Origin of the sequence: Streptantibioticus ferralitis (genome assembly GCF_029223525.1) — a bacterium.
GTDB lineage: Bacteria > Actinomycetota > Actinomycetes > Streptomycetales > Streptomycetaceae > Streptantibioticus_A > Streptantibioticus_A ferralitis.
In genome coordinates this window covers 114,129-135,070 of the sequence record NZ_JARHTQ010000008.1, presented here as the reverse complement: position 1 = coordinate 135,070, position 20,942 = coordinate 114,129, and the positions used below count along the sequence as shown (strand labels likewise).

Annotated in this window: 17 protein-coding genes; 14 read left to right on the top strand and 3 right to left on the bottom strand. The window is 69.0% G+C overall.

The genetic code is table 11. The annotated features are described in order from the left end of the window. Nucleotides 1–111 precede the first annotated feature (111 nt). From uvrB to P2L57_RS14935, 4 genes are all read left to right on the top strand, one after another. On the top strand, nt 112–2,208 hold the full coding sequence (gene uvrB, locus P2L57_RS14950) for an excinuclease ABC subunit UvrB (RefSeq protein WP_275814152.1): 2,097 nt from the start codon (nt 112–114) through the stop codon (nt 2,206–2,208). A gap of 80 nt (nt 2,209–2,288) precedes the next feature. Further along, entirely contained in the window at nt 2,289–3,251 is a 963-nt protein-coding gene (locus P2L57_RS14945) for a TerC family protein (RefSeq protein ID WP_275814149.1), read from the top strand. A 94-nt stretch (nt 3,252–3,345) separates the two neighbouring features. Then, nucleotides 3,346–4,380: a cytochrome c oxidase assembly protein gene (locus tag P2L57_RS14940; protein ID WP_275814146.1), complete on the top strand. Its 1,035-nt coding sequence runs from the start codon at nt 3,346–3,348 to the stop codon at nt 4,378–4,380. A gap of 175 nt (nt 4,381–4,555) precedes the next feature. Further along, nucleotides 4,556–4,891 carry a DUF3761 domain-containing protein gene (locus tag P2L57_RS14935; RefSeq protein ID WP_275814143.1) on the top strand — a complete coding sequence of 112 codons (336 nt, stop codon included), beginning with the start codon at nt 4,556–4,558 and terminating at the stop codon, nt 4,889–4,891. Between the two features lie 36 nt (nt 4,892–4,927). On the opposite strand, the gene P2L57_RS14930 is transcribed toward P2L57_RS14935, so the two are convergent. Both P2L57_RS14930 and P2L57_RS14925 read right to left on the bottom strand, forming a co-directional pair. Next, complete coding sequence (locus P2L57_RS14930) at nt 4,928–5,584, bottom strand: MBL fold metallo-hydrolase (RefSeq protein WP_275814139.1); 657 nt, start codon at nt 5,582–5,584, stop codon at nt 4,928–4,930. A gap of 4 nt (nt 5,585–5,588) precedes the next feature. Continuing rightward, nucleotides 5,589–6,320 carry a maleylpyruvate isomerase family mycothiol-dependent enzyme gene (locus P2L57_RS14925; protein WP_275814136.1) on the bottom strand — a complete coding sequence of 244 codons (732 nt, stop codon included), beginning with the start codon at nt 6,318–6,320 and terminating at the stop codon, nt 5,589–5,591. A gap of 288 nt (nt 6,321–6,608) precedes the next feature. Here P2L57_RS14925 and uvrA point away from each other — a divergent pair, with 288 nt between their 5' ends. Both uvrA and P2L57_RS14915 read left to right on the top strand, forming a co-directional pair. Beyond that, nucleotides 6,609–9,662 carry an excinuclease ABC subunit UvrA gene (gene uvrA / locus P2L57_RS14920; RefSeq protein ID WP_275814133.1) on the top strand — a complete coding sequence of 1,018 codons (3,054 nt, stop codon included), beginning with the start codon at nt 6,609–6,611 and terminating at the stop codon, nt 9,660–9,662. A 122-nt stretch (nt 9,663–9,784) separates the two neighbouring features. Next, nucleotides 9,785–10,192: a Rieske (2Fe-2S) protein gene (locus P2L57_RS14915; protein ID WP_275814130.1), complete on the top strand. Its 408-nt coding sequence runs from the start codon at nt 9,785–9,787 to the stop codon at nt 10,190–10,192. Between the two features lie 201 nt (nt 10,193–10,393). On the opposite strand, the gene P2L57_RS14910 is transcribed toward P2L57_RS14915, so the two are convergent. After that, entirely contained in the window at nt 10,394–11,386 is a 993-nt protein-coding gene (locus tag P2L57_RS14910) for a hypothetical protein (RefSeq protein WP_275814127.1), read from the bottom strand. Between the two features lie 270 nt (nt 11,387–11,656). Here P2L57_RS14910 and P2L57_RS14905 point away from each other — a divergent pair, with 270 nt between their 5' ends. From P2L57_RS14905 to P2L57_RS14870, 8 genes are all read left to right on the top strand, one after another. Next, nucleotides 11,657–12,262 (top strand): papain-like cysteine protease family protein, encoded by a 606-nt coding sequence (locus P2L57_RS14905; RefSeq protein WP_275814124.1) that lies wholly within the window; start codon nt 11,657–11,659, stop codon nt 12,260–12,262. Between the two features lie 5 nt (nt 12,263–12,267). Next, nucleotides 12,268–13,080, top strand: a complete 813-nt coding sequence (locus tag P2L57_RS14900) for a hypothetical protein (protein WP_275814615.1) — start codon at nt 12,268–12,270, stop codon at nt 13,078–13,080. Between the two features lie 90 nt (nt 13,081–13,170). Next, nucleotides 13,171–15,240 carry an excinuclease ABC subunit UvrC gene (gene uvrC, locus P2L57_RS14895; protein ID WP_275814121.1) on the top strand — a complete coding sequence of 690 codons (2,070 nt, stop codon included), beginning with the start codon at nt 13,171–13,173 and terminating at the stop codon, nt 15,238–15,240. Then, entirely contained in the window at nt 15,237–16,178 is a 942-nt protein-coding gene (gene rapZ / locus P2L57_RS14890; protein ID WP_275814118.1) for an RNase adapter RapZ, read from the top strand. The genes uvrC and rapZ overlap by 4 nt, the downstream gene beginning before the upstream one ends. Continuing rightward, complete coding sequence (locus tag P2L57_RS14885) at nt 16,175–17,188, top strand: gluconeogenesis factor YvcK family protein (RefSeq protein ID WP_372515712.1); 1,014 nt, start codon at nt 16,175–16,177, stop codon at nt 17,186–17,188. The genes rapZ and P2L57_RS14885 overlap by 4 nt, the downstream gene beginning before the upstream one ends. After that, nucleotides 17,179–18,156 carry a DNA-binding protein WhiA gene (gene whiA / locus P2L57_RS14880; protein ID WP_109450922.1) on the top strand — a complete coding sequence of 326 codons (978 nt, stop codon included), beginning with the start codon at nt 17,179–17,181 and terminating at the stop codon, nt 18,154–18,156. Before P2L57_RS14885 ends, whiA begins: the two co-directional genes overlap by 10 nt. A gap of 482 nt (nt 18,157–18,638) precedes the next feature. Further along, a complete protein-coding gene (gene gap, locus P2L57_RS14875) occupies nt 18,639–19,643 on the top strand; it encodes a type I glyceraldehyde-3-phosphate dehydrogenase (protein WP_275814113.1) in 1,005 nt (334 codons plus the stop codon). 92 nt (nt 19,644–19,735) lie between these two features. Continuing rightward, nucleotides 19,736–20,938, top strand: coding sequence for a phosphoglycerate kinase (locus P2L57_RS14870; protein ID WP_275814110.1), 1,203 nt, complete (start codon nt 19,736–19,738; stop codon nt 20,936–20,938). Nucleotides 20,939–20,942 lie beyond the last annotated feature (4 nt).

Here is a 20,942-nt window from a genome sequence, read left to right as displayed (position 1 = left end):
GGGCACCGACAGCCGCCCGCCCGAATTCACATTCGTCACTCCAGACCCACCAGCATCACAAGGCATGGGCTTGGCCCGGCCATTGTCAGTGGCGGGTCGTACGGTGATTCCATGCGGCCCGTATCTGATATCGAACGCAAGGTGGCGCCCTTCGAGGTCGTCAGCCCCTACCAGCCCAACGGGGACCAGCCGGCGGCCATCGCCGAGCTGGACCGGCGGATCCGCGCGGGGGAGAAGGATGTCGTGCTGCTCGGCGCCACCGGCACCGGCAAGTCGGCGACCACCGCGTGGATGATCGAGAAGCTGCAGCGGCCGACCCTCGTCATGGCGCCGAACAAGACGCTCGCCGCGCAGCTCGCCAACGAGTTCCGCGAGCTGCTGCCGAACAACGCGGTCGAGTACTTCGTCTCCTACTACGACTACTACCAGCCAGAGGCCTACGTCCCGCAGACGGACACCTACATCGAGAAGGACTCCTCGATCAACGAGGAGGTCGAGCGGCTGCGCCACTCGGCCACGAACTCGCTGCTCACCCGGCGCGATGTGATCGTGGTCGCCTCGGTCTCCTGCATCTACGGCCTGGGCACCCCGCAGGAGTACGTGGACCGGATGGTGCGGCTGCGCGTCGGCGACGAGACCGACCGTGACCAGTTGCTCCGCCGCTTCGTCGACATCCAGTACACGCGCAACGACGTGGCGTTCACCCGGGGCACCTTCCGGGTGCGTGGCGACACGATCGAGATCTTCCCGGTCTACGAGGAACTGGCCGTGCGTATCGAGATGTTCGGCGACGAGATCGAGGCGCTCTCCACCCTGCACCCGCTCACCGGTGAGGTCATCACCGACGACCAGGAGCTCTACGTCTTTCCCGCGACGCACTATGTGGCGGGGCCGGAGCGCATGGAGCGGGCGATCGGCGGAATCGAGAAGGAGCTGGAGACCACGCTCGCGACGATGGAGAAGCAGAGCAAGCTGCTGGAGGCCCAGCGGCTGCGTATGCGCACCACGTATGACATCGAGATGATGCGGCAGATCGGCACCTGCTCCGGTATCGAGAACTACTCACGGCACATCGACGGCCGTGACCCCGGCTCCGCGCCCAACACCCTCCTTGACTACTTCCCCGAGGACTTCCTGCTGGTCATCGATGAGTCGCATGTCACCGTGCCGCAGATCGGCGCGATGTACGAGGGTGACGCGTCCCGTAAGCGGACCCTCATCGACCACGGCTTCCGTCTGCCGTCCGCGCTGGACAACCGGCCGCTGAAGTGGGAGGAGTTCCTGGGGCGGATCGGGCAGACCGTCTATCTGTCGGCCACCCCGGGGCCTTACGAGCTCTCGCGCTCCGACGGCGTCGTCGAGCAGATCATCCGCCCCACGGGTCTGGTCGACCCCGAGGTCATCGTCAAGCCGACCGAGGGCCAGATCGACGACCTCGTTCACGAGATCCGGGTGCGGGCGGAGCGGAACGAGCGCGTCCTGGTCACCACGCTCACCAAGAAGATGGCCGAGGACCTCACCGACTACATGCTCGAACTGGGTATCCAAGTGCGGTACCTGCACAGCGACATCGACACCCTGCGCCGCGTCGAGCTGCTGCGTGAGCTGCGGGCGGGCGAGTACGACGTGCTGGTCGGTATCAACCTGCTCCGTGAGGGCCTGGACCTTCCCGAGGTGTCGCTGGTGGCGATCCTCGACGCGGACAAGGAGGGATTCCTGCGGTCGGGCACGTCGCTGATCCAGACCATCGGCCGCGCGGCGCGCAACGTCTCCGGCCAGGTCCATATGTACGCGGACAAGATCACCCCCGGTATGGAGCGGGCCATCGAGGAGACCAACCGCCGCCGCGAGAAGCAGATGGCCTACAACAAGGAGAAGGGCATCGACCCGCAGCCGCTGCGGAAGAAGATCGCGGGCATCCTCGACTCCTTCGCCCGCGAGGACGCCGACACCGAGGAACTGCTGGGATCCGGCCGGCAGCGTTCGCGCGGCAAGGCCCCGGTGCCCGGGCTGTCGGCGAAGGCGGGCGAGAAGCGTGCCGCCAAGAGCCTGCCCGCCGAAGAACTCGCGGACCTCATCGGCGAGTTGACCGAGCAGATGCACACCGCCGCCGCCGACCTGCAGTTCGAGGTGGCGGCCCGGCTGCGTGACGAGGTGGGGGAGCTGAAGAAGGAGCTTCGGCAGATGAAGGAGGCGGGGATGGTCTGACCGATCTCGACACGCCGACGCCGACCTGCGGATTTGGCTTTTGTTTTACCTGTACTTGGTGATTCCTGTACTGTTCCGGGATGGACGTCTCCCTCGCCCTCTGGCTTGCCACCATCCTCGGGCTGTGCGTCCTGATCGCGGTCGACTTCTTCATCGGCGGCCGTAAGCCGCACGATGTTTCGATCAAGGAAGCCGCGGTCTGGACGGTCATCTGGATCGCGCTCGCCGTACTCTTCGGGATCGGCCTGCTGGTCTTCAAGGGCGGACAGCCGGCCGGAGAGTTCTTCGCGGGCTTCATCACCGAGAAGTCGCTCAGCGTCGACAACCTCTTCGTCTTCGTCCTGATCATGGCCAAGTTCGCCGTGCCGAGCATGTACCAGCAACGCGTGCTGCTCGTCGGTGTTCTGATCGCGCTGGTTCTGCGAGCGGCCTTCATCGCCGCGGGCGCCGCCATCATCTCGACGTTCTCCTGGGTCTTCTTCATCTTCGGCGCCTTCCTCATCTGGACCGCATGGAAGCTGATCCAGGAGGCCCGAGCGGATGAGCACGACGAGGAGTACGAGGAGAACAAGCTCCTCAAGGCCATCGAGAAGCGGGTGCCGTCCACCGACACGTACCACGGCACCAAGCTCTTCGTCGTCCAGCACGGCAGGCGGCTGATGACGCCGATGCTCATCGTCATGCTGGCGATCGGCAGCACCGACGTCCTGTTCGCCCTCGACTCCATCCCCGCCATCTTCGGCCTCACCCAGGACCCCTACATCGTCTTCACCGCCAACGCCTTCGCCCTGATGGGGTTGCGCCAGCTGTACTTCCTCATCGGCGGTCTGCTGCAGCGGCTGGTGCACCTGTCCTACGGGCTGTCCGTCATCCTCGGCTTCATCGGCGTCAAGCTGGTGCTGCACGCCCTGCACGAGTCCGGCGTACCAGTACCCGAGATCTCCATCCCGGTCTCGCTCGGCGTCATCGTCGTCGTCCTCGCGGTGACCACCACCACCAGCCTGCTGGCCTCCAAGAAGTCCGCCACCGGCGCCCAGCGGTAGGGCCGCGTACGGTTCGGCACCGCCGAGCGTCTAACGTGGTTGCGGCAAATCGAGCCGATATGAGGGCATCCGACAAGAGGGCAGGTGGACACCGGTGCGCACATTGGCGGTGGAGGGTCTGCCGGAACTGACGGGCTCCCGCTTCCTGGACAGCTGGGAGCTGGACCTGGTGGCGCTCGTGTTCGTCGTGGTGCTCTGCGCGCTGTACGCGACGGCGGTGCTGCGGCTGCGCGGGCGCGGCGAGCGATGGCCGGTGGCCCGCACGCTCACCTTCGCGGTACTGGGCCTGGGCATGATCGTCTTCGCCACGATGTCCGCCCTGTCGGTGTACAGCCGGGTGCTGTTCTGGCCCGCCGCGGTGCAGAACATCGTGCTCGACCTGATCGCGCCGCTCGGCCTCGCACTCGGCGACCCGCTGGCACTGGCCGGGCGGGCGCTGTCGGATCCGGCGCGACGGCGGCTGGACACCGTGATGGGCAGCCGGGTGGTCCGGCTGCTCACCTTCCCGTTCGTCAGCTCGGTGCTGGTACTGGTCTCCGAACTGTCCATCTACTTCACGCCGTACTTCCAGACAGCGCTGAGCAACGGCGGCGTGCGCCAGCTGATGCATCTGCAACTGCTGCTCACCGGCTGCCTGTTCGTGCTGCCGATGCTCACCCGGCAGGAGATGCTGCCGCGCTGGTGCACCCATCCGGTACGGGCGGTGCTGGTGTTCCTGGACGGGCTCTTCGACTCGGTCCCCGGCATCGTGGTGATGCTCAGCGGCACGCTGGTGGCCGGCCACTGGTACGCCACCCACCCCCGGACCTGGGGTCCCAGCCTGCAGCGGGACCAGCAGATCGGCGGCGGGCTGATGCTGACCATCGCCGAACTGGTCGGACTGCCGTTCCTCATCGCCGTGTTCGCGGAGTGGTGGCGCGCCGAACGCGCCAAGACCGCCGAACTGGACGCGCGGCTGGACCGTGAGCTGGTCACCGTCCCCGTTCCGGCGGCCGCCCCGGCCACCGACGCGCCGCTGCCGACGGCTGCCGCACCCGCGCCCGAGATGGTCCGTCCTTGGTGGGAGACCGAGGGCGGCGAGGTGGCCGAACGCGTCCGCAGGAACACCGGCCGCCGCGGCAACGGCTGACCGAGCCCGATGGGGCGGGCGGCGGGGCGCGCTGGTTACGGAAGGCGATCTTCAATCAGCCACAACACGGTCGCAGCCTCATCACCGAACCATCACAGGTGATGCGTTTGCCCGCGGCCCAGCCACCCACCGCGCGAGGATCGGGCCCCCATCGAACCATCCGAAGGGGGACCCCATGAGCCGCACCAGCCTGCCGTCCGAGTCCGTGCCGCGACCCGTCGCCATATCCACCGCCGTACCCGGCGGCGCCCGCCACAGGGCGCGGAAGGTCAAGAGGGCCACCGCGGCTCTCCTGGTCGCGACGGCCCTCCTCGTACCCGCGGGCGAAGCACATGCGGCAACCGCTCGCCCGGCGGCCCGCTGCGCGCACCACACCACCGGCGTCTGCGCCCCCTGGGCCAGGCACCCGCGCGGCGCCACCGCGCAGTGCAAGGACGGCACGTTCAGCTACTCCGCGCACTTCTCGGGCACCTGCTCGCACCACCGCGGTGTGCGCTACTGGTTCAAGTAGGACACCGCGGCGGGGGTGGCGCGGAGCGCGGCGGGATCACCAGCCGCGTGCGCGCCACTCCGCCAGATGCGGGCGCTCCGTGCCCAGTGTGGTGTCGTCGCCGTGGCCGGGGTAGACCCAGGTCTCGTCGGGGAGTTCGCCGAAGAGCTTGGTCTCGACATCGTCGATCAAACGCGCGAACGCCGCCGGATCGTTGTGGGTGTTGCCCACACCGCCGGGGAACAGGCAGTCGCCGGTGAAGACATGCGGGTGGCCGTGCGGATCGTCGTAGACCAGGGCGATGCTGCCGGGGGTGTGCCCGACCAGATGGCGTGCGGTGAGCTCGACCTGCCCGACGCGCACTGTGTCACCGTCCTCGACAAGGACGTCGGTCGGCACCGGGATGCCATCGGCGTCGTAGCGCCCCGCGTAGGTACGGGCGCCGGTGGCGTCCACGACCTCGCGCAGCGCGCCCCAGTGGTCGGCGTGCTGGTGCGTGGTGACCACCGACGAGATGCCGCTGTCGCCGAACATCGACAACAGGGTGTGCGGCTCGGCGGCGGCGTCGATCAGCAACTGCTCGTCGGTCGCGCGGCAGCGCAGCAGATAGGCGTTGTTGTTCATCGGGCCCACGGCGACCTTGGAGACTATGAGGTCGGTGAGTTCGTGCACGTCGGGCGGGCCGCCGACCTTTACTGCTCCGGTGTATGACATGGCGTCACCCTAGCGGTGGGAGTGTGGGCAGGGGCAGGCCAGGCTCGCGGCTCAGCTCCTCGCCGCCGCTGCGGCCGCTGACCCAGGCGAGCAGGGCGTGGGTGGTGCCGCTCACGGTGAGGTCGGGGTGCTCGGCCGCGCCGATCTCCCAGGTCTCGTCGGTCTCGGTGTCCTGCAGGCGGACCGCCGCGATGCCCTCGCGGCCGGTCAGCCGGTCGATGATCACGGCGAGTTCGCGGGCGGCGAAGTCGGCGGGCAGATCGGCGCAGCTGCGGCCGATGCCGAGGTCGACATGGTGCAGGTGGATCTCGGCGAGTCGTTTCGCCGGGAGCTCGGCGGCCGGGACGACGCCGCCGTGCCGGGTGCGCACCTGGGCCGCCCAGGCCTGCGGGGGCATCGCGTCCACGGCCTGGGTGAACCGCTCGGCGCTCTGCCGCAGATCGTCCAGTTGGTCGGGCAGCGGCCGGCTCGCACCGTTCTCGATGTCCTTCTCGCGCGCTTCGTCGCTGACGTACATCGGCGTCTCCTCGCCGGTGCGTGCCCAGGTGAGGAGGTTGACCATGGCGTCGGCGTTACGGGCGAGGTGGGTCAGTACATGACCGCGGCTCCAGCCCGCTAGGAGGGAGGGCTCGGCGACCGCTGGGGGGTCGAGCGCGGAAACCGCCTCGACCAGCTGCTGTGTGGCTTCGCGCACGGCGGCCGCATCGCTGACGGGATCAGGTCGTTGGACGGACACGGAGGCCTCCTGCTCGTCGGCTCTCTGGCTCGGCGATCTTCGTCGTCCCTGCCGATCTTCGGCGGAAGGTCAGCGCGGAACGGTCCCGATCACGTACGACGCTAGCGCGGCTCACTCGGTCGGGTGAACATGGCATGCGGCGGCCGTAAATCGAATGCGCGTGCTATAGGCTCGGTGGAAGCACGTAGATGACAGACTCGAAGCATTCGACAGGAAGAACGGATGGCGCCCCGGCTACGCTGATCGGGGGGTGCTGCCCCTCCGTTTCTACGAAAGGTACGGACCGGCGTGGCCGATCGACTCACTGTCCGCGGCGCTCGCGAGCACAACCTCAAGAACGTCTCACTGGACCTTCCCCGGGACTCGCTCATCGTCTTCACCGGACTCTCCGGATCCGGTAAGTCCTCCCTGGCGTTCGACACGATCTTCGCCGAGGGACAGCGCCGCTACGTCGAGTCGCTCTCCTCCTACGCGAGGCAGTTCCTGGGGCAGATGGACAAACCCGACGTGGACTTCATCGAGGGGCTCTCCCCGGCTGTCTCGATCGACCAGAAGTCCACCTCGCGCAACCCGCGCTCGACCGTGGGCACCATCACCGAGGTCTACGACTACCTGCGACTGCTGTTCGCCCGCATCGGCAAGCCGCACTGCCCGGAGTGCGGCCGTCCGATCTCCCGGCAGTCCCCGCAGGCGATCGTCGACCGGGTGCTGGAGCTGGAGGAGGGCAGCCGCTTCCAGGTCCTCTCGCCGCTGGTCAGGGAGCGCAAGGGGGAGTACGTCGACCTCTTCGCCGACCTGCAGAGCAAGGGATACAGCCGGGCCAGGGTAGACGGTGTGACGATCCAGCTCACCGACCCGCCCAAGCTCAAGAAGCAGGAGAAGCACACCATCGAGGTGGTCGTCGACCGCCTCACCGTCAAGGAGAGCGCCAAGCGGCGGCTGACCGACTCGGTGGAGACCGCGCTCGGCCTGTCCGGCGGCATGGTGATCCTGGACTTCGTCGACCTGCCGGAAGACGATCCGCAGCGCGAGCGGATGTTCTCCGAGCACCTCTACTGCCCGTACGACGACCTGTCCTTCGAGGAGTTGGAACCGCGTTCCTTCTCCTTCAACTCGCCGTTCGGCGCCTGCCCGGACTGCACCGGCATCGGCACCCGGATGGAGGTCGACCCGGAGCTGATCGTCCCCGACGAGGAGAAGTCGCTCGACGACGGAGCGATCGCGCCCTGGTCGCTCGGCCATACCCGGGACTACTTCGCACGGCTCGTCGGCGCACTCGCCGACGAACTCGGCTTCCGTACCGACATCCCCTGGGCCGGTCTGCCGCAGCGCGCCAAGAAGGCACTGCTGTACGGTCACAAGACCCAGATCGCGGTGCGCTACAAGAACCGGTACGGCCGGGAGCGTTCCTACACCACGTCCTTCGAGGGCGTGATCCCGTTCGTCCGGCGGCGCCACTCCGAAGCCGAGACCGACTCCAGCCGGGAGCGTTTCGAGGGCTATATGCGCGAGGTGCCCTGCCCCACCTGCGACGGCACCCGGCTGAAGCCGATCGTCCTGGCGGTCACCATCGCGGATCGGTCGATCGCCGATGTCTCGGGGATGTCGATCAGCGACTGCGCCGAGTTCCTGCGCTCGCTCAAGCTCACCGCGCGTGAGAAGACCATCGCCGAGCGGGTGCTCAAGGAGGTCAACGAGCGGCTGCGGTTCCTGGTCGACGTCGGCCTGGACTACCTCTCGCTCAACCGTGCGGCCGGCACCCTCTCCGGCGGTGAGGCACAGCGAATCCGGCTGGCCACCCAGATCGGCTCCGGCCTGGTGGGCGTGCTGTACGTGCTGGACGAGCCGTCGATCGGACTGCACCAGCGCGACAACCACCGGCTGATCGAGACCCTGGTACGGCTGCGCGACCTGGGCAACACCCTCATCGTGGTCGAGCACGACGAGGACACCATCCGCACCTCCGACTGGGTCGTGGACATCGGTCCCGGCGCCGGCGAGCACGGCGGCAAGGTCGTGCACTCCGGATCGCTGGACAAGCTGCTGACCAACAAGGAGTCGCTGACCGGCCAGTACCTGTCCGGCAAGCGGGAGATCGCGACGCCGGAGATCCGTCGACCGGTAGACCCCAAGCGGCAGTTGACGGTTCACGGCGCGCGGGAGAACAACCTGCGGGACATCTCGGTGTCGTTCCCGCTCGGTGTGTTCACGGCGGTCACCGGAGTCTCCGGTTCCGGCAAGTCCACGCTGGTCAACGACATCCTGTACACCCATCTGGCGCGCGAGCTGAACGGTGCCCGCGCGGTGCCCGGTCGGCACACCCGGGTCGACGGTGACCACCTGGTCGACAAGGTCGTCCATGTCGACCAGTCGCCGATCGGCCGCACTCCGCGCTCCAACCCGGCCACCTACACCGGCGTCTTCGACCATGTCCGCAGGCTCTTCGCGGAGACGATGGAGGCCAAGGTCCGTGGCTACCTGCCGGGACGCTTCTCCTTCAACGTCAAGGGCGGCCGCTGCGAGAACTGCTCGGGCGACGGCACCATCAAGATCGAGATGAACTTCCTCCCGGACGTCTATGTCCCGTGCGAGGTCTGCCATGGCGCTCGCTACAACCGCGAGACGCTGGAGGTGCACTACAAGGGCAAGTCCATCGCCGAGGTGCTGGACATGCCGATCGAGGAGGCGCTGGAGTTCTTCGAGGCCGTGCCCGCCATCGCCCGGCACCTGCGCACGCTCAACGATGTGGGTCTGGGATACGTTCGGCTCGGCCAGAGCGCACCCACGCTCTCCGGCGGCGAGGCGCAGCGGGTCAAGCTCGCCAGCGAGCTGCAGAAGCGATCCACCGGCCGCACGGTCTACGTACTGGACGAACCCACCACCGGTCTGCACTTCGAGGACATCAGCAAGCTCATCAGGGTGTTGTCCGGGCTGGTCGAGAAGGGCAACTCGGTCATCGTCATCGAGCACAACCTCGATGTGATCAAGACCGCCGACTGGGTCGTCGACATGGGCCCCGAAGGCGGCAGCGGCGGCGGCCTGGTGATCGCCGAGGGCACCCCCGAGCAGGTCGCGGGTGTTCCGTCCAGCCACACCGGCAAGTTCCTGAGGGAGATCCTGGGCGACCGGGTCAGTGATGCGAGCGCCTCGCAGCCTGGCACGGCCACGAGGCGGAAGGCCGCGACGACGGCGCCCGCCGCCAAGGCCGCGAAGACCACCAAGCGCGCGAGCACCGCCAAGACCGCCGCCGCCCCCAAGAAGACGGCCGGGCGCGCCGTGGCCACGGCCAAGAAGGTGCCCGCGCCGCGCAAGCGGACTGGCGGTAGCACCGGTAAGGGCTGATCCGGTAGCTCATCCGAGCGGGGCGTAGGGTACGACTCGCTGACGTGGCTGGTCCCGCCCGTCAGCGAGTACGGACGCGCGTTGTCGCGCGCGCCCTGGTACCGAGCGCGGAGAGCTTCACCATGACTGAACAGCCCACCTGCCGCCGCACCCTGCTCCAGGGAGCAGCCCTAGCCGGAGTGGCCGGTATTGGCCTTACGGCTTGCGGCGGCGGCGGCACGTCTTCGGCGACGCCGAGCTCGCCGACCGATCTGGGGGCGGCTGATCAGATTCCGGTCGGCGGGGCCAAGCTGTTTCGCGACGACAAGGTTGTCGTCGCTCAGCCGTCGAAGGGGACGTACAAGGGGTTCAGCGCGGTCTGCACGCATGCGGGGTGCGTGGTGGACAACGTCGAGGGCGCGGTGATCTCCTGCCCGTGCCATGGCAGCCGCTTTAACGCCTTGACCGGTGCGGTTGAACAGGGCCCAGCGGGGGCACCCCTCGCGGAGGTGCCGGTACGGATACAGGGCGGCAAGATCATCACGGGGTAAGGTGTTAATTTCCCCTCCCCTTTCTCTTCCTCTTTCCCTTTTCCCTTTTTCCTTCTCCCTTTTTCTTTCGTCCGCTGGCCCCCTTTGGGGTTCGCTTGCGGTGGTTTGCTTGGGGTTTCCCCACCCCTCCGCCCCCGACCCCGCCCCACGAACCCACAGCGCGCAACGGCACCCATCACGATCCCGGCAACGGGGGAAGGGCTAATCCCAGTCCCACGTAATGCCAAGCACCCCCGCCCGCACCTCCCGCTCAACCAAATGCGCCGTCCCATGGCCGTTGAGCGTCAGCTCAACGAGCCCCGTGCGGGGCGCCCCCGCCGACGCCCGGGTGAAGCGGCGGCAGCGGACCGGCAGCGCACCGCGGTCGAAGGCGATCTGCAGCACATAGCCGCCGCCCCCGTAGGTGAACCCCCGAACGTACTCGTCCGAGAGCGACCCCGTGCCGTCCTCGAAGCGGTACCCGAGTACCGCGGTGTCCCCGGACCGCAGACGGCCGTCGAAGAGCAGCTCGGCGACGATCACCCCCGAGTCGGCGTGCCGCCGCACCCGTCCCACGCGGCAGTTCTCGACTGCCGCGACCCGTATTCGCTCCACGTCGCAGTCCGGGTCGCCCTGGTGGATGGCGAGGTAGCGGTCGACACCGTCGCGGTGGGCGCGCACCACATGGTGCGAATCGCGGTTCAGCAGCTCGCGATGGGCGCCGATGCGCACCTGCTCGTAGTGGACGACGGTGTGCAGCCCGCCGTCCGCCGGGGCCTCCAGGCCCGCCAGCAGGCCTTCGAGCGCCGAGGCGGACTCCAGCACGGTGCGATACGGGCGGGCGACCGGCTGCTCGGCAGTGCGCGGTCCCAGCAGCCGGGTCAAAGCGTGTGCGGGCAGCTCCAGTACCTCCTCCAGCGCTGTGACGGCGCGCAGCGACTCGGGGCGGTCCGGCCGCCGGACGCCCCGCTGCCAGTAGCTGAGGCTGGTCACCCCGACCCGTACGCCGCGCTGCGCGAGCCGGTGTTGGACTCGGTTGAGGGCCAGCCCCCGGGCGGCGAGCGCGGCCCGCAGCGCGACGGGGAACGGCCCGGTGCGCAGCGCCTCGGCCAACTCGGCCTCCAGACGGCTGGTGTGACGTGTGGGCCGGCGTGATCCCAGCCGCTCCGCATTGCCCTTTGGATTCTCTTGTTGTAAGCCTTCCTGTGCTGCCATGGTTCCTTCCCGCGTCTGTCAATTCCGTTGCGCCGACAGCCAATTGGCCGCACTGGCGCGATGTGAACGTTTACTCCCGGACGCATGAGGACGACATCCCGCGTCGCGGGTAACTGCTGGTATCGGTGGTGGTGTTCACAAAGTACGGCTCGCGTTCACATCCCAGCCACCCCTGTGGATAACCTCGTTGACCTGACCCCGACAACTGCCTGATGCTCTGTCGCAGCGTCCGGACGCGCTCCTCCATCAGCCCTGACAGCGAGGAACGCCATGTTCAAAACCCCCCACCTCCGGCTGCGCGGTCGAGGCCGCAGACGCCTCGCGGCCGCGGCCCTGGCGCTTGTCGCCGCGCTGACCGCAGGCGTCGCCACGGCCCCTGGCGCCAGTGCGGACAACGGTTCGAAGCAGCTCGACATCACCATGCAGGCGCAGCAGCGGTCCAACTGGTGCTGGGCCGCGAGCGGCAACACCATCGCCACGTGGTTCGGTCGCGACTACACCCAGAACCAGTTCTGCGACGCCGCCTTCAACGAGCCGCAGGGCTCCCAGTGCGGCAACTGGCAGGCGGCGCTGGACGACGTGCAGAACGCCCTGAACTGGATGGGCATCAACTCCGGTTCGTATGTGAGCGGCTATCTGGGCTACAGCACCGTGCAGAGCGAAATCAACGCCGGCCGCCCCATCGAGACCCGTATCGAGTGGAGTTCCGGTGGCGGCCACATGCACGTGCTGTACGGCTACGACCCCTCGAACAACTGGGTGTACTGGGGCGACCCCTGGCCGTCCAACGACCGCTACAACTGGGCGGATTACCACTACTACGTGAGCAATGACTCGTTCACGTGGACCCACTCGCTCTACCGGATCGGAGCGTGACCGACATGATCCCGATCCGTGCGTCCGCCGCGGGCCTGCTGGCGGCCACCGCGCTCACCCTCGGCGCCGCCTCCGGTGCGCATGCCGACTCCCCGTCCGTCCCGACCCCGTTCACCGCCGCCCAGACCGCCCAGGCGCGCGCGGCGGCGTCCGCCCCGGCCACGCTGGCCACCCTCTCGCGTTTCTTCAACCGCGACGGCAAGCACCCGGCGGCCGCCGAGCCGCACCTGACGGGACCGACGGTCACCGTGTTCACCCTCGATCCTGGATTCGTCGCCGGACGCAAGGGCGCCCCGGTGGCCGACCCGGACTTCCTCGCCAGCAAGGCGGTCTCCGCGGACGGCCAGGTCGCCTCCCTCTGGACGGTGCACACCGCGTCCGGCTGGCAGGTCGTGAACATCGCCACCGGCGGTGACGAGACCGATCACGTTGCCATGGCGCACGGCGACGGGACCGTGTTCCGCGAGCCGCAGATCGACGCGTGGTATGTGCTGCGCTCCGGCCGGGTCCGGCCGCTCGACACCGAGGCACGGCGCGCCGTGGGCAACCACGGCGTCACCCTTGCCGACTACCAGAAGCTGGTGCACCGCGAGTACGGCGACAAGCTGCCCGGTTCCGCGTATGACCGCGCGGGCAAGGCAGGTGGCTACGGCGGGCAGGCCGCGCCAACGGCGGCGGGCCGTGAGGCAGTCCGTGAACGGGCGGCTTCCACCGGCTCGTCGGCGGCGACGGCCGGTATGGCCGCCGTCGCGGGTGTGCTGCTCGCCGGGGCCGGCGCCCTGGGCGTCCGCCGGTGGCACCGGTCTCGCGCCGCCTGACGACGTACGACCCCCGCACCCCGGCCCCGGCGGCGCCCCCACGCGCCGCCGGGGCCGGGATTGTCGGCGGTCGCCAGTAGGGTTGATCTCATGGCCGACCCCTCCAGCTACCGCCCGAAGCCGGGGCAGATCCCCGATTCCCCCGGGGTGTACAAGTTCCGGGACGAGCACGGCCGCGTGATCTACGTCGGGAAGGCCAAGAGCCTGCGGCAGCGGCTTTCCTCGTACTTCCAGGACCTCGCGGGCCTGCACCCGCGCACGCGGACCATGGTGACCACGGCCGCCTCCGTGGAGTGGACCGTGGTCACCACCGAGGTCGAGGCCCTGCAGCTGGAGTACTCGTGGATCAAGGAGTTCGATCCGCGGTTCAACGTCAAGTACCGCGACGACAAGAGCTATCCGTCGCTCGCCGTCACGATGGGCGAGGAATTCCCGCGTGTTCAGGTGATGCGCGGTCCCAAACGCAAGGGCGTGCGCTATTTCGGTCCGTACGCGCATGCCTGGGCGATCCGGGAGACCGTCGACCTGCTGCTGCGGGTCTTCCCCGTACGCACCTGCTCCGCTGGGGTGTTCAAGCGCTCGCAGCAGATCGGCCGCCCCTGTCTGCTCGGCTACATCGGCAAGTGCTCCGCGCCCTGTGTCGGCCGGGTCAGCGCCGAGGAGCACCGTGAACTGGCCGAGGAGTTCTGCGACTTCATGGCCGGGCGCACCGGTGCCTATCTGCGTCGCCTGGAGCGGCGGATGCAGGACGCGGCGGCCGAGATGGAGTACGAGAAGGCGGCCCGGCTGCGCGATGACATCGAGGCGCTCAAGCGAGCGATGGAGAAGAACGCGGTCGTCCTCGCCGACGCCACCGACGCCGATGTGATCGCGGTCGCCGAGGACGAGCTCGAAGCCGCCGTCCAGATCTTCCACGTACGCGGCGGACGGGTACGCGGCCAGCGCGGCTGGATCACCGACAAGGTCGAGGCGGTCGACACCGCGGGGCTCGTCGAGCACGCGCTCCAGCAGCTCTACGGTGAGGAGAGCGGCGACGCGGTGCCCAAGGAGGTGCTGGTCCCGGCGCTGCCAGAGCCCGTCGAGCCGGTCTCGCAGTGGCTCACCGAACGCCGGGGATCCCACGTCAGCCTGCGCATACCGCAACGCGGCGACAAGAAGGACCTGATGGCCACGGTCCAGCGCAACGCCCAGCAGGCGCTCGCGCTGCACAAGACCAAGCGCGCCTCCGACCTGACCACCCGTTCGCGCGCCCTGGAGGAGATCGCCGAGGCGCTGGACCTCGACTCGGCGCCGCTGCGCATCGAGTGCTTCGACATCTCGCATCTGCACGGCGACGACGTCGTGGCGTCCATGGTCGTCTTCGAGGACGGGCTCGCTCGTAAGAGTGAGTACCGCCGCTTCCAGATCAAGACGTTCCAGGGGCAGGACGACGTACGGTCCATGCACGAGGTGGTCTCCCGGCGCTTCCGCCGCTATCTGCGGGAGATGCAGAAGGCGGGGGAGTGGCAGGAGCAGGACGCCGCGGATGCCCACGACGGTTCGGACGAACCGGTCGGCGGCCCGATCGACCCCGACACGGGTCGGCCCCGCAAGTTCGCCTACCCGCCGCAGCTGCTCGTGGTGGACGGCGGCCAGCCGCAGGTCGCGGCGGCGAAGCGGGCCCTGGACGAGCTCGGCATCGAGGATGTCGCGGTCTGCGGCCTTGCCAAGCGCCTGGAGGAGGTCTGGCTGCCGGGCGAGGACGATCCGGTGATCCTGCCGCGCACCAGCGAGGGCCTGTATCTGCTCCAGCGGGCACGTGACGAGGCGCACCGTTTCGCCATCAGGTACCAGCGCAGCAAGCGCGGCAAGGCGATGAAGACCGGTGCCCTCGACGCCGTCGCCGGACTCGGGGAGAGCCGCAAGCAGGCGCTGCTGAAACACTTCGGCTCGCTGAAACGGCTGCGCTCGGCGACCATTGACCAGATCTGCGAGGTACCGGGCATAGGCCGCAAGACGGCGGAAGCTGTGGCCGCGACGCTCGCCCAGGCTTCACCCGCTGTTCCCGCTGTCAACACCGCCACAGGAGAGATCATGGAAGACGAGGTGGCGGCCGGACAGGGGACCGCCCAGCGGGTCCCCCCGGCGGAGCTGGGGGAGGAACGGGGGCAGGAAAGATGAACCAGGTAAATCACACCGATGACCACGACACGTACGGAGCACAGGTGACGACGGGCGGAGCGGGCGAAGCTGCCGAGGCCATCCCCGAACTGGTGATCATCTCGGGCATGTCCGGAGCGGGCCGCAGCACCGCGGCCAAGTGCCTGGAGGACCTCGGCTGGTTCGTCGTCGACAACCTGCCGCCCGCGCTGATCCCCACCATGGTCGACCTGGGCGCCCGGTCCCAGGGCAACGTGGCCCGGATCGCGGTGGTCGTGGACGTGCGTGGCCGTCGCTTCTTCGACAATCTGCGCGAGTCGCTCGCCGACCTGGACACCAAGAGCGTCAAGCGCCGGGTGCTGTTCCTCGAGGCGTCCGACGAAGCACTGGTGCGCCGTTTCGAGTCGGTCCGCCGCCCGCATCCGCTGCAGGGCGACGGCCGGATCGTCGACGGCATCGCCCAGGAGCGTGACCTGCTGCGCGAGCTGCGCGGCGAGGCCGATCTGGTCATCGACACCTCCAGCCTCAACGTGCACGAACTGCGTGCCAAGATGGACGCCCAGTTCGCCGGTGAGGAGGAGCCGGAGCTGCGGGCCACCGTGATGTCGTTCGGCTTCAAGTACGGGCTGCCGGTCGACGCCGACCTTGTGGTGGACTGCCGCTTCCTGCCCAACCCGCACTGGGTTCCCGAGCTGCGTCCGTTCACCGGTCTCAACGACGAGGTGGCCACGTACGTCTTCAACCAGCCGGGTGCCAAGGAGTTCCTGGACCGCTACGCGGAGCTGCTGCACATCATCGCCGCCGGATACCGGCGCGAGGGCAAGCGCTATGTGACCATCGCGGTGGGTTGCACCGGGGGCAAGCACCGCAGCGTCGCCATGTCGGAGCGCCTTGCCCGACGGCTGTCCTCGGACGGCGTGGAGACCGTCGTGGTCCATCGCGACATGGGGCGCGAGTGATCACATCCAGGACCGCGAGACGGCTGCGCCGCACCACCCGCCGCTCCGGCGCCACCCCCAAGGTGGTGGCGCTCGGCGGCGGCCACGGTCTGTCCGCCTCGCTCGCCGCGCTGCGCCGTATCACCCAGGACCTGACCGCCGTGGTCACCGTCGCCGACGACGGCGGCTCCAGCGGCAGGCTCCGCGACGAGCTGGGCGTGCTGCCCCCCGGAGACCTGCGCAAGGCGCTCGCGGCACTGTGCGGGGACGACGAGTGGGGGCGTACCTGGTCACAGGTCATCCAGCACCGGTTCACCAGTAAGGGTGAGATGCACGGGCACGCGGTCGGCAATCTGCTGATCGTCGCCCTGTGGGAGCAGCTGGGCGATCCGGTGGCCGCCCTGGAGTGGGTGGGTCGGCTGCTGGGCGCGCACGGCCGGGTGCTGCCGATGTCCGCAGTGCCGCTGGAGCTTCAGGCGACCGTCCGCGGACATGACCCGGCGCACCCCGATGTCACCAGCACGGTGCGCGGCCAGGCGACGGTCGCACTCACCCCGGGCGAGGTGCAGGAGGTACAGGTGGTCCCGACGGACCCCCCGGCGGTTCCGGAGGCCGTACAGGCCGTGCTGGACGCGGACTGGGTGGTGCTCGGCCCGGGCTCGTGGTTCTCCTCGGTCATACCGCACCTTCTGGTGCCGGAGCTGGCCGAGGCGCTGATGCAGACCCGCGCCCGCCGGGTGCTCACCCTCAACCTCGCACCGCAGCCCGGAGAAACCGAAGGCTTTTCTCCGCAGCGTCACTTGGAGGTTTTGGCCCGACACGCCCCTAAACTCACCATCGACGTGGTGCTGGCCGACGAGGCCGCCGTACCCGACCGCGAGAGCCTCGACCAGGCCGCCGCGCGCTTGGGCGGCACGGTCGAGCTGGCCGCGGTCGCCGCCCCTGACGGGCCGCGACACGACCCCGAGCAGCTGGCCGCCGCGTATGACCGGATTTTTCGGATGCATGGAAGGATCGGCCCATGGCGATGACGGCAGCGGTGAAGGACGAGATCTCCCGGCTCCCCGTCACCCGTACCTGCTGCCGCAAGGCGGAGGTGTCGTCGATCCTGCGGTTCGCGGGCGGGCTCCACCTCGTCAGCGGCCGCATCGTGATCGAGGCGGAGCTGGACACCGGTATCGCGGCCCGGCGCCTGCGCAAGGACATCCTGGAGATCTTCGGCCACCCCTCCGACCTGGTGGTGATGGCTCCCGGCGGGCTGCGCAGGGGCAGCCGCTATGTGGTGCGGGTGGTCGCCGGGGGTGACCAGTTGGCCCGGCAGACCGGGCTGGTGGACGGACGGGGCCGCCCGATCCGCGGGCTGCCGCCGCAGGTCGTGTCCGGGGCCACCTGTGACGCCGAGGCCGCCTGGCGCGGCGCCTTCCTGGCGCACGGTTCGCTGACCGAGCCGGGCCGCTCGTCCTCCCTGGAGGTGACCTGCCCGGGGCCGGAGGCGGCGCTCGCTCTGGTCGGCGCGGCCCGCAGGCTCGGCATCCCCTCCAAGGCCCGCGAGGTACGCGGCGTGGACCGCGTGGTGGTACGCGATGGTGACGCGATCGGCGCGCTGCTGACCCGGCTTGGGGCGCATGAGTCGGTACTGGCCTGGGAAGAGCGCCGGATGCGCCGCGAGGTGCGGGCCACCGCCAACCGGCTGGCCAACTTCGACGACGCCAACCTGCGCCGCTCCGCCCGTGCCGCGGTCGCCGCGGGCGCCCGTGTCCAGCGGGCGCTGGAGATCCTCGGCGACGAGGTGCCCGAGCACCTGGCGGCGGCCGGGCGGCTGCGGATGGACCACAAGCAGGCGTCGCTCGAGGAGCTGGGTTCGCTGGCCGACCCGCCGCTGACCAAGGACGCCGTGGCCGGCCGCATCCGGCGGCTGCTCGCGATGGCCGACAAGCGCGCCGCCGATCTGGGCATCCCCGGCACGGAGTCCAACCTGACCGAGGAGATGGTCGGCTAGCCCGGGTGGTCCTCTCCAGGGCGCCCCGGATCCGGTGACCGGTGGTCTGGAACCAGCCGTAAGCCGACGACGATCCGCCGGACGGGCGGTCCGCCGCGGTGGTCGATTGACCGCCGGTCCCCTTCCTTGCGCCGGGGGTTGTTGCCGCCGCGGCGGCGAGTCGTCTCGCGGCGCTGGCGGGTGGTTTCGAACCAGCCGTAAGCCGACCCGCCCCGCGAGGCGGGCCCGGCCGCGCGCCTCCGCCACGCACCGCCCGGTCCGGAACTCGGGCCACACACCGGCGCTTGCCGCGGACCGCGCGCCCCGGGCTCGCGCCCACGCGCGGGTGGCCGGGCAACGAGCACGCGGCGCTGCGGCGCCGCGTTCCTGGCGTGCTCGATGTCACCCGGGACACCGGGGCGAGGTAGGGTCGTGGGTGGTCGGGGACATCCCATACGGCGCAGCCGGAGTCTAATCCGGTACATCAACGAGGAGATCGGTTCGTGACGATCCGCGTAGGCATCAACGGCTTTGGCCGCATCGGTCGTAACTTCTTCCGCGCCGCCCTTGAGCAGGGTGCGGACTTCGAGATCGTCGGTGTCAACGACCTGACCGACAACGCGACCCTGGTGCACCTTCTCAAGTACGACACCATCCTTGGCCGCCTCAAGCAGGAGGTCAGCCACACCGACGACACCATCACCGTCGGCGGTCAGACCTTCAAGACCATGGCCGAGCGCGACCCGGCGAACCTGCCGTGGGGCGAGCTCGGCGCGGACATCGTGATCGAGTCCACCGGCATCTTCACCAAGCGTGAGGACGCCGCCAAGCACCTCGCCGCCGGCGCCAAGAAGGTCATCATCTCGGCCCCGGCCAAGGACGAGGACGTCACCATCGTGATGGGCGTCAACAACGACAAGTACGACGCCGCCAACCACCACGTCATCTCGAACGCCTCCTGCACCACCAACTGCGTGGCGCCGATGGCGAAGGTGCTCCTGGAGAACTTCGGCATCGTCAAGGGCCTGATGACCACGGTCCACGCCTACACCAACGACCAGCGCATCCTGGACTTCCCGCACAAGGACCTGCGCCGCGCCCGGGCCGCCGCCGAGAACATCATCCCGACCACCACGGGTGCCGCGAAGGCGACCGCCCTGGTCATCCCGGAGCTCAAGGGCAAGCTGGACGGCATCGCCATGCGCGTTCCGGTGCCCACCGGCTCCGTCACCGACCTCGTCATCGAGCTGGAGCGCGAGGTCACCAAGGACGAGGTCAACGCCGCGTTCCAGAAGGCCGCCGAGGGCCAGCTCAAGGGCATCCTGGAGTACACCGAGGACCCGATCGTCTCCTCGGACATCGTCAACTGGCCGGCCTCCTGCACCTTCGACTCCTCCCTGACCATGGTCCAGGGCAAGAGCGTCAAGGTCGTCGGCTGGTACGACAACGAGTGGGGCTACTCCAACCGCCTGGTGGACCTGACCACCTTCATCGGCGGCCAGCTCTGACGCAGACGTAGGCGCACCGCGATGTGACAGACGGGGCCCGAACGACGCGTATGTCGTACGGGCCCCGTCCCACGACCTAGGAGTCCTTCACCATGAAGACGATCGACGACCTTGAGGTCGCAGGGCGGCGGGTGTTCGTCCGCGCCGATCTCAACGTCCCGCTGGACGGTGACGTGATCACCGACGACGGCCGGATCCGGGCCGCCGTACCGACCATCACCAAGCTCGCCGAGCGCGGCGCGAAGGTGATCGTCGCCTCCCACCTCGGCCGCCCCAAGGGCGCGCCGGACCCGCAGTACTCGCTCGCACCGGTCGCCAAGCGGCTCGGTGAACTCCTCGGCAAGCAGGTCGCGTTCGCGACCGACACCGTGGGTGACAGCGCGAAGGCCACCGTCGCCGCCCTGGCCGACGGCGAGGTCACGCTGCTGGAGAACCTCCGGTTCAACCCGGGCGAGACCAGCAAGGACGACGCCGAACGCGGCGAGTTCGCCGACAAGTTGGCCGCGCTTGCCGACCTCTACGTCGGCGACGGCTTCGGCGCCGTGCACCGCAAGCACGCCTCCGTGTACGACCTGCCGGCACGCCTTCCGCACGCCGCCGGTGATCTGATCGCCACCGAACTCAACGTGCTGAAGAAGCTCACCGAGGACGTGCGGCGCCCGTACGTGGTGGTGCTCGGCGGCGCCAAGGTCTCCGACAAGCTCGCCGTCATCGACCAACTGCTGGGCAAGGCGGACCGCCTGCTGATCGGCGGCGGCATGGCGTACACCTTCCTCAAGGCCAAGGGCTACGAGGTGGGCAGGAGCCTGCTGCAGGAAGACCAGATCCCCGCCGTCAACGAGTACCTGGAGCGCGCGGAGAAGAACGGCGTCGAACTGGTCCTGCCGGTCGACGTGCTGGCCGCGGACGACTTCCCGGACCTGAAGACCAAGGCCCCGGCGGAGTTCATCACGGTCGACGCCGACCAGATCCCCTCCGACAAGGAGGGCCTGGACATCGGCCCGAGGACCCGCGAGCTGTTCGCGACGAAGATCGCGGATGCCGAGACCGTGTTCTGGAACGGTCCGATGGGCGTCTTCGAGCACCCCGACTTCGCCGGAGGCACCAAGGCCGTCGCGCAGGCGCTGGTGGACAGCAAGGGCTTCACCGTCGTCGGCGGTGGCGACTCGGCCGCCGCCGTCCGCATCCTGGGCTTCGACGAGAACGCCTTCGGCCACATCTCGACCGGCGGCGGCGCCAGCCTCGAATACCTCGAGGGCAAGACGCTTCCCGGCCTCGCCGCACTGGAGGACTGAACTA

What these genes read in the sequence shown, in the direction of transcription:
- P2L57_RS14900 (WP_275814615.1), top strand. Translation starts at nt 12,268, where the DNA reads ATGATCCCGATCCGTGCGTCCGCCGCGGGCCTGCTGGCGGCCACCGCG.
- P2L57_RS14930 (WP_275814139.1), bottom strand. Translation starts at nt 5,584, where the DNA reads ATGTCATACACCGGAGCAGTAAAGGTCGGCGGCCCGCCCGACGTGCAC.
- whiA (WP_109450922.1), top strand. Translation starts at nt 17,179, where the DNA reads ATGGCGATGACGGCAGCGGTGAAGGACGAGATCTCCCGGCTCCCCGTC.
- P2L57_RS14870 (WP_275814110.1), top strand. Translation starts at nt 19,736, where the DNA reads ATGAAGACGATCGACGACCTTGAGGTCGCAGGGCGGCGGGTGTTCGTC.
- P2L57_RS14910 (WP_275814127.1), bottom strand. Translation starts at nt 11,386, where the DNA reads ATGGCAGCACAGGAAGGCTTACAACAAGAGAATCCAAAGGGCAATGCG.
- uvrC (WP_275814121.1), top strand. Translation starts at nt 13,171, where the DNA reads ATGGCCGACCCCTCCAGCTACCGCCCGAAGCCGGGGCAGATCCCCGAT.
- rapZ (WP_275814118.1), top strand. Translation starts at nt 15,237, where the DNA reads ATGAACCAGGTAAATCACACCGATGACCACGACACGTACGGAGCACAG.
- uvrB (WP_275814152.1), top strand. Translation starts at nt 112, where the DNA reads ATGCGGCCCGTATCTGATATCGAACGCAAGGTGGCGCCCTTCGAGGTC.
- P2L57_RS14915 (WP_275814130.1), top strand. Translation starts at nt 9,785, where the DNA reads ATGACTGAACAGCCCACCTGCCGCCGCACCCTGCTCCAGGGAGCAGCC.
- P2L57_RS14905 (WP_275814124.1), top strand. Translation starts at nt 11,657, where the DNA reads ATGTTCAAAACCCCCCACCTCCGGCTGCGCGGTCGAGGCCGCAGACGC.
- P2L57_RS14945 (WP_275814149.1), top strand. Translation starts at nt 2,289, where the DNA reads ATGGACGTCTCCCTCGCCCTCTGGCTTGCCACCATCCTCGGGCTGTGC.
- P2L57_RS14935 (WP_275814143.1), top strand. Translation starts at nt 4,556, where the DNA reads ATGAGCCGCACCAGCCTGCCGTCCGAGTCCGTGCCGCGACCCGTCGCC.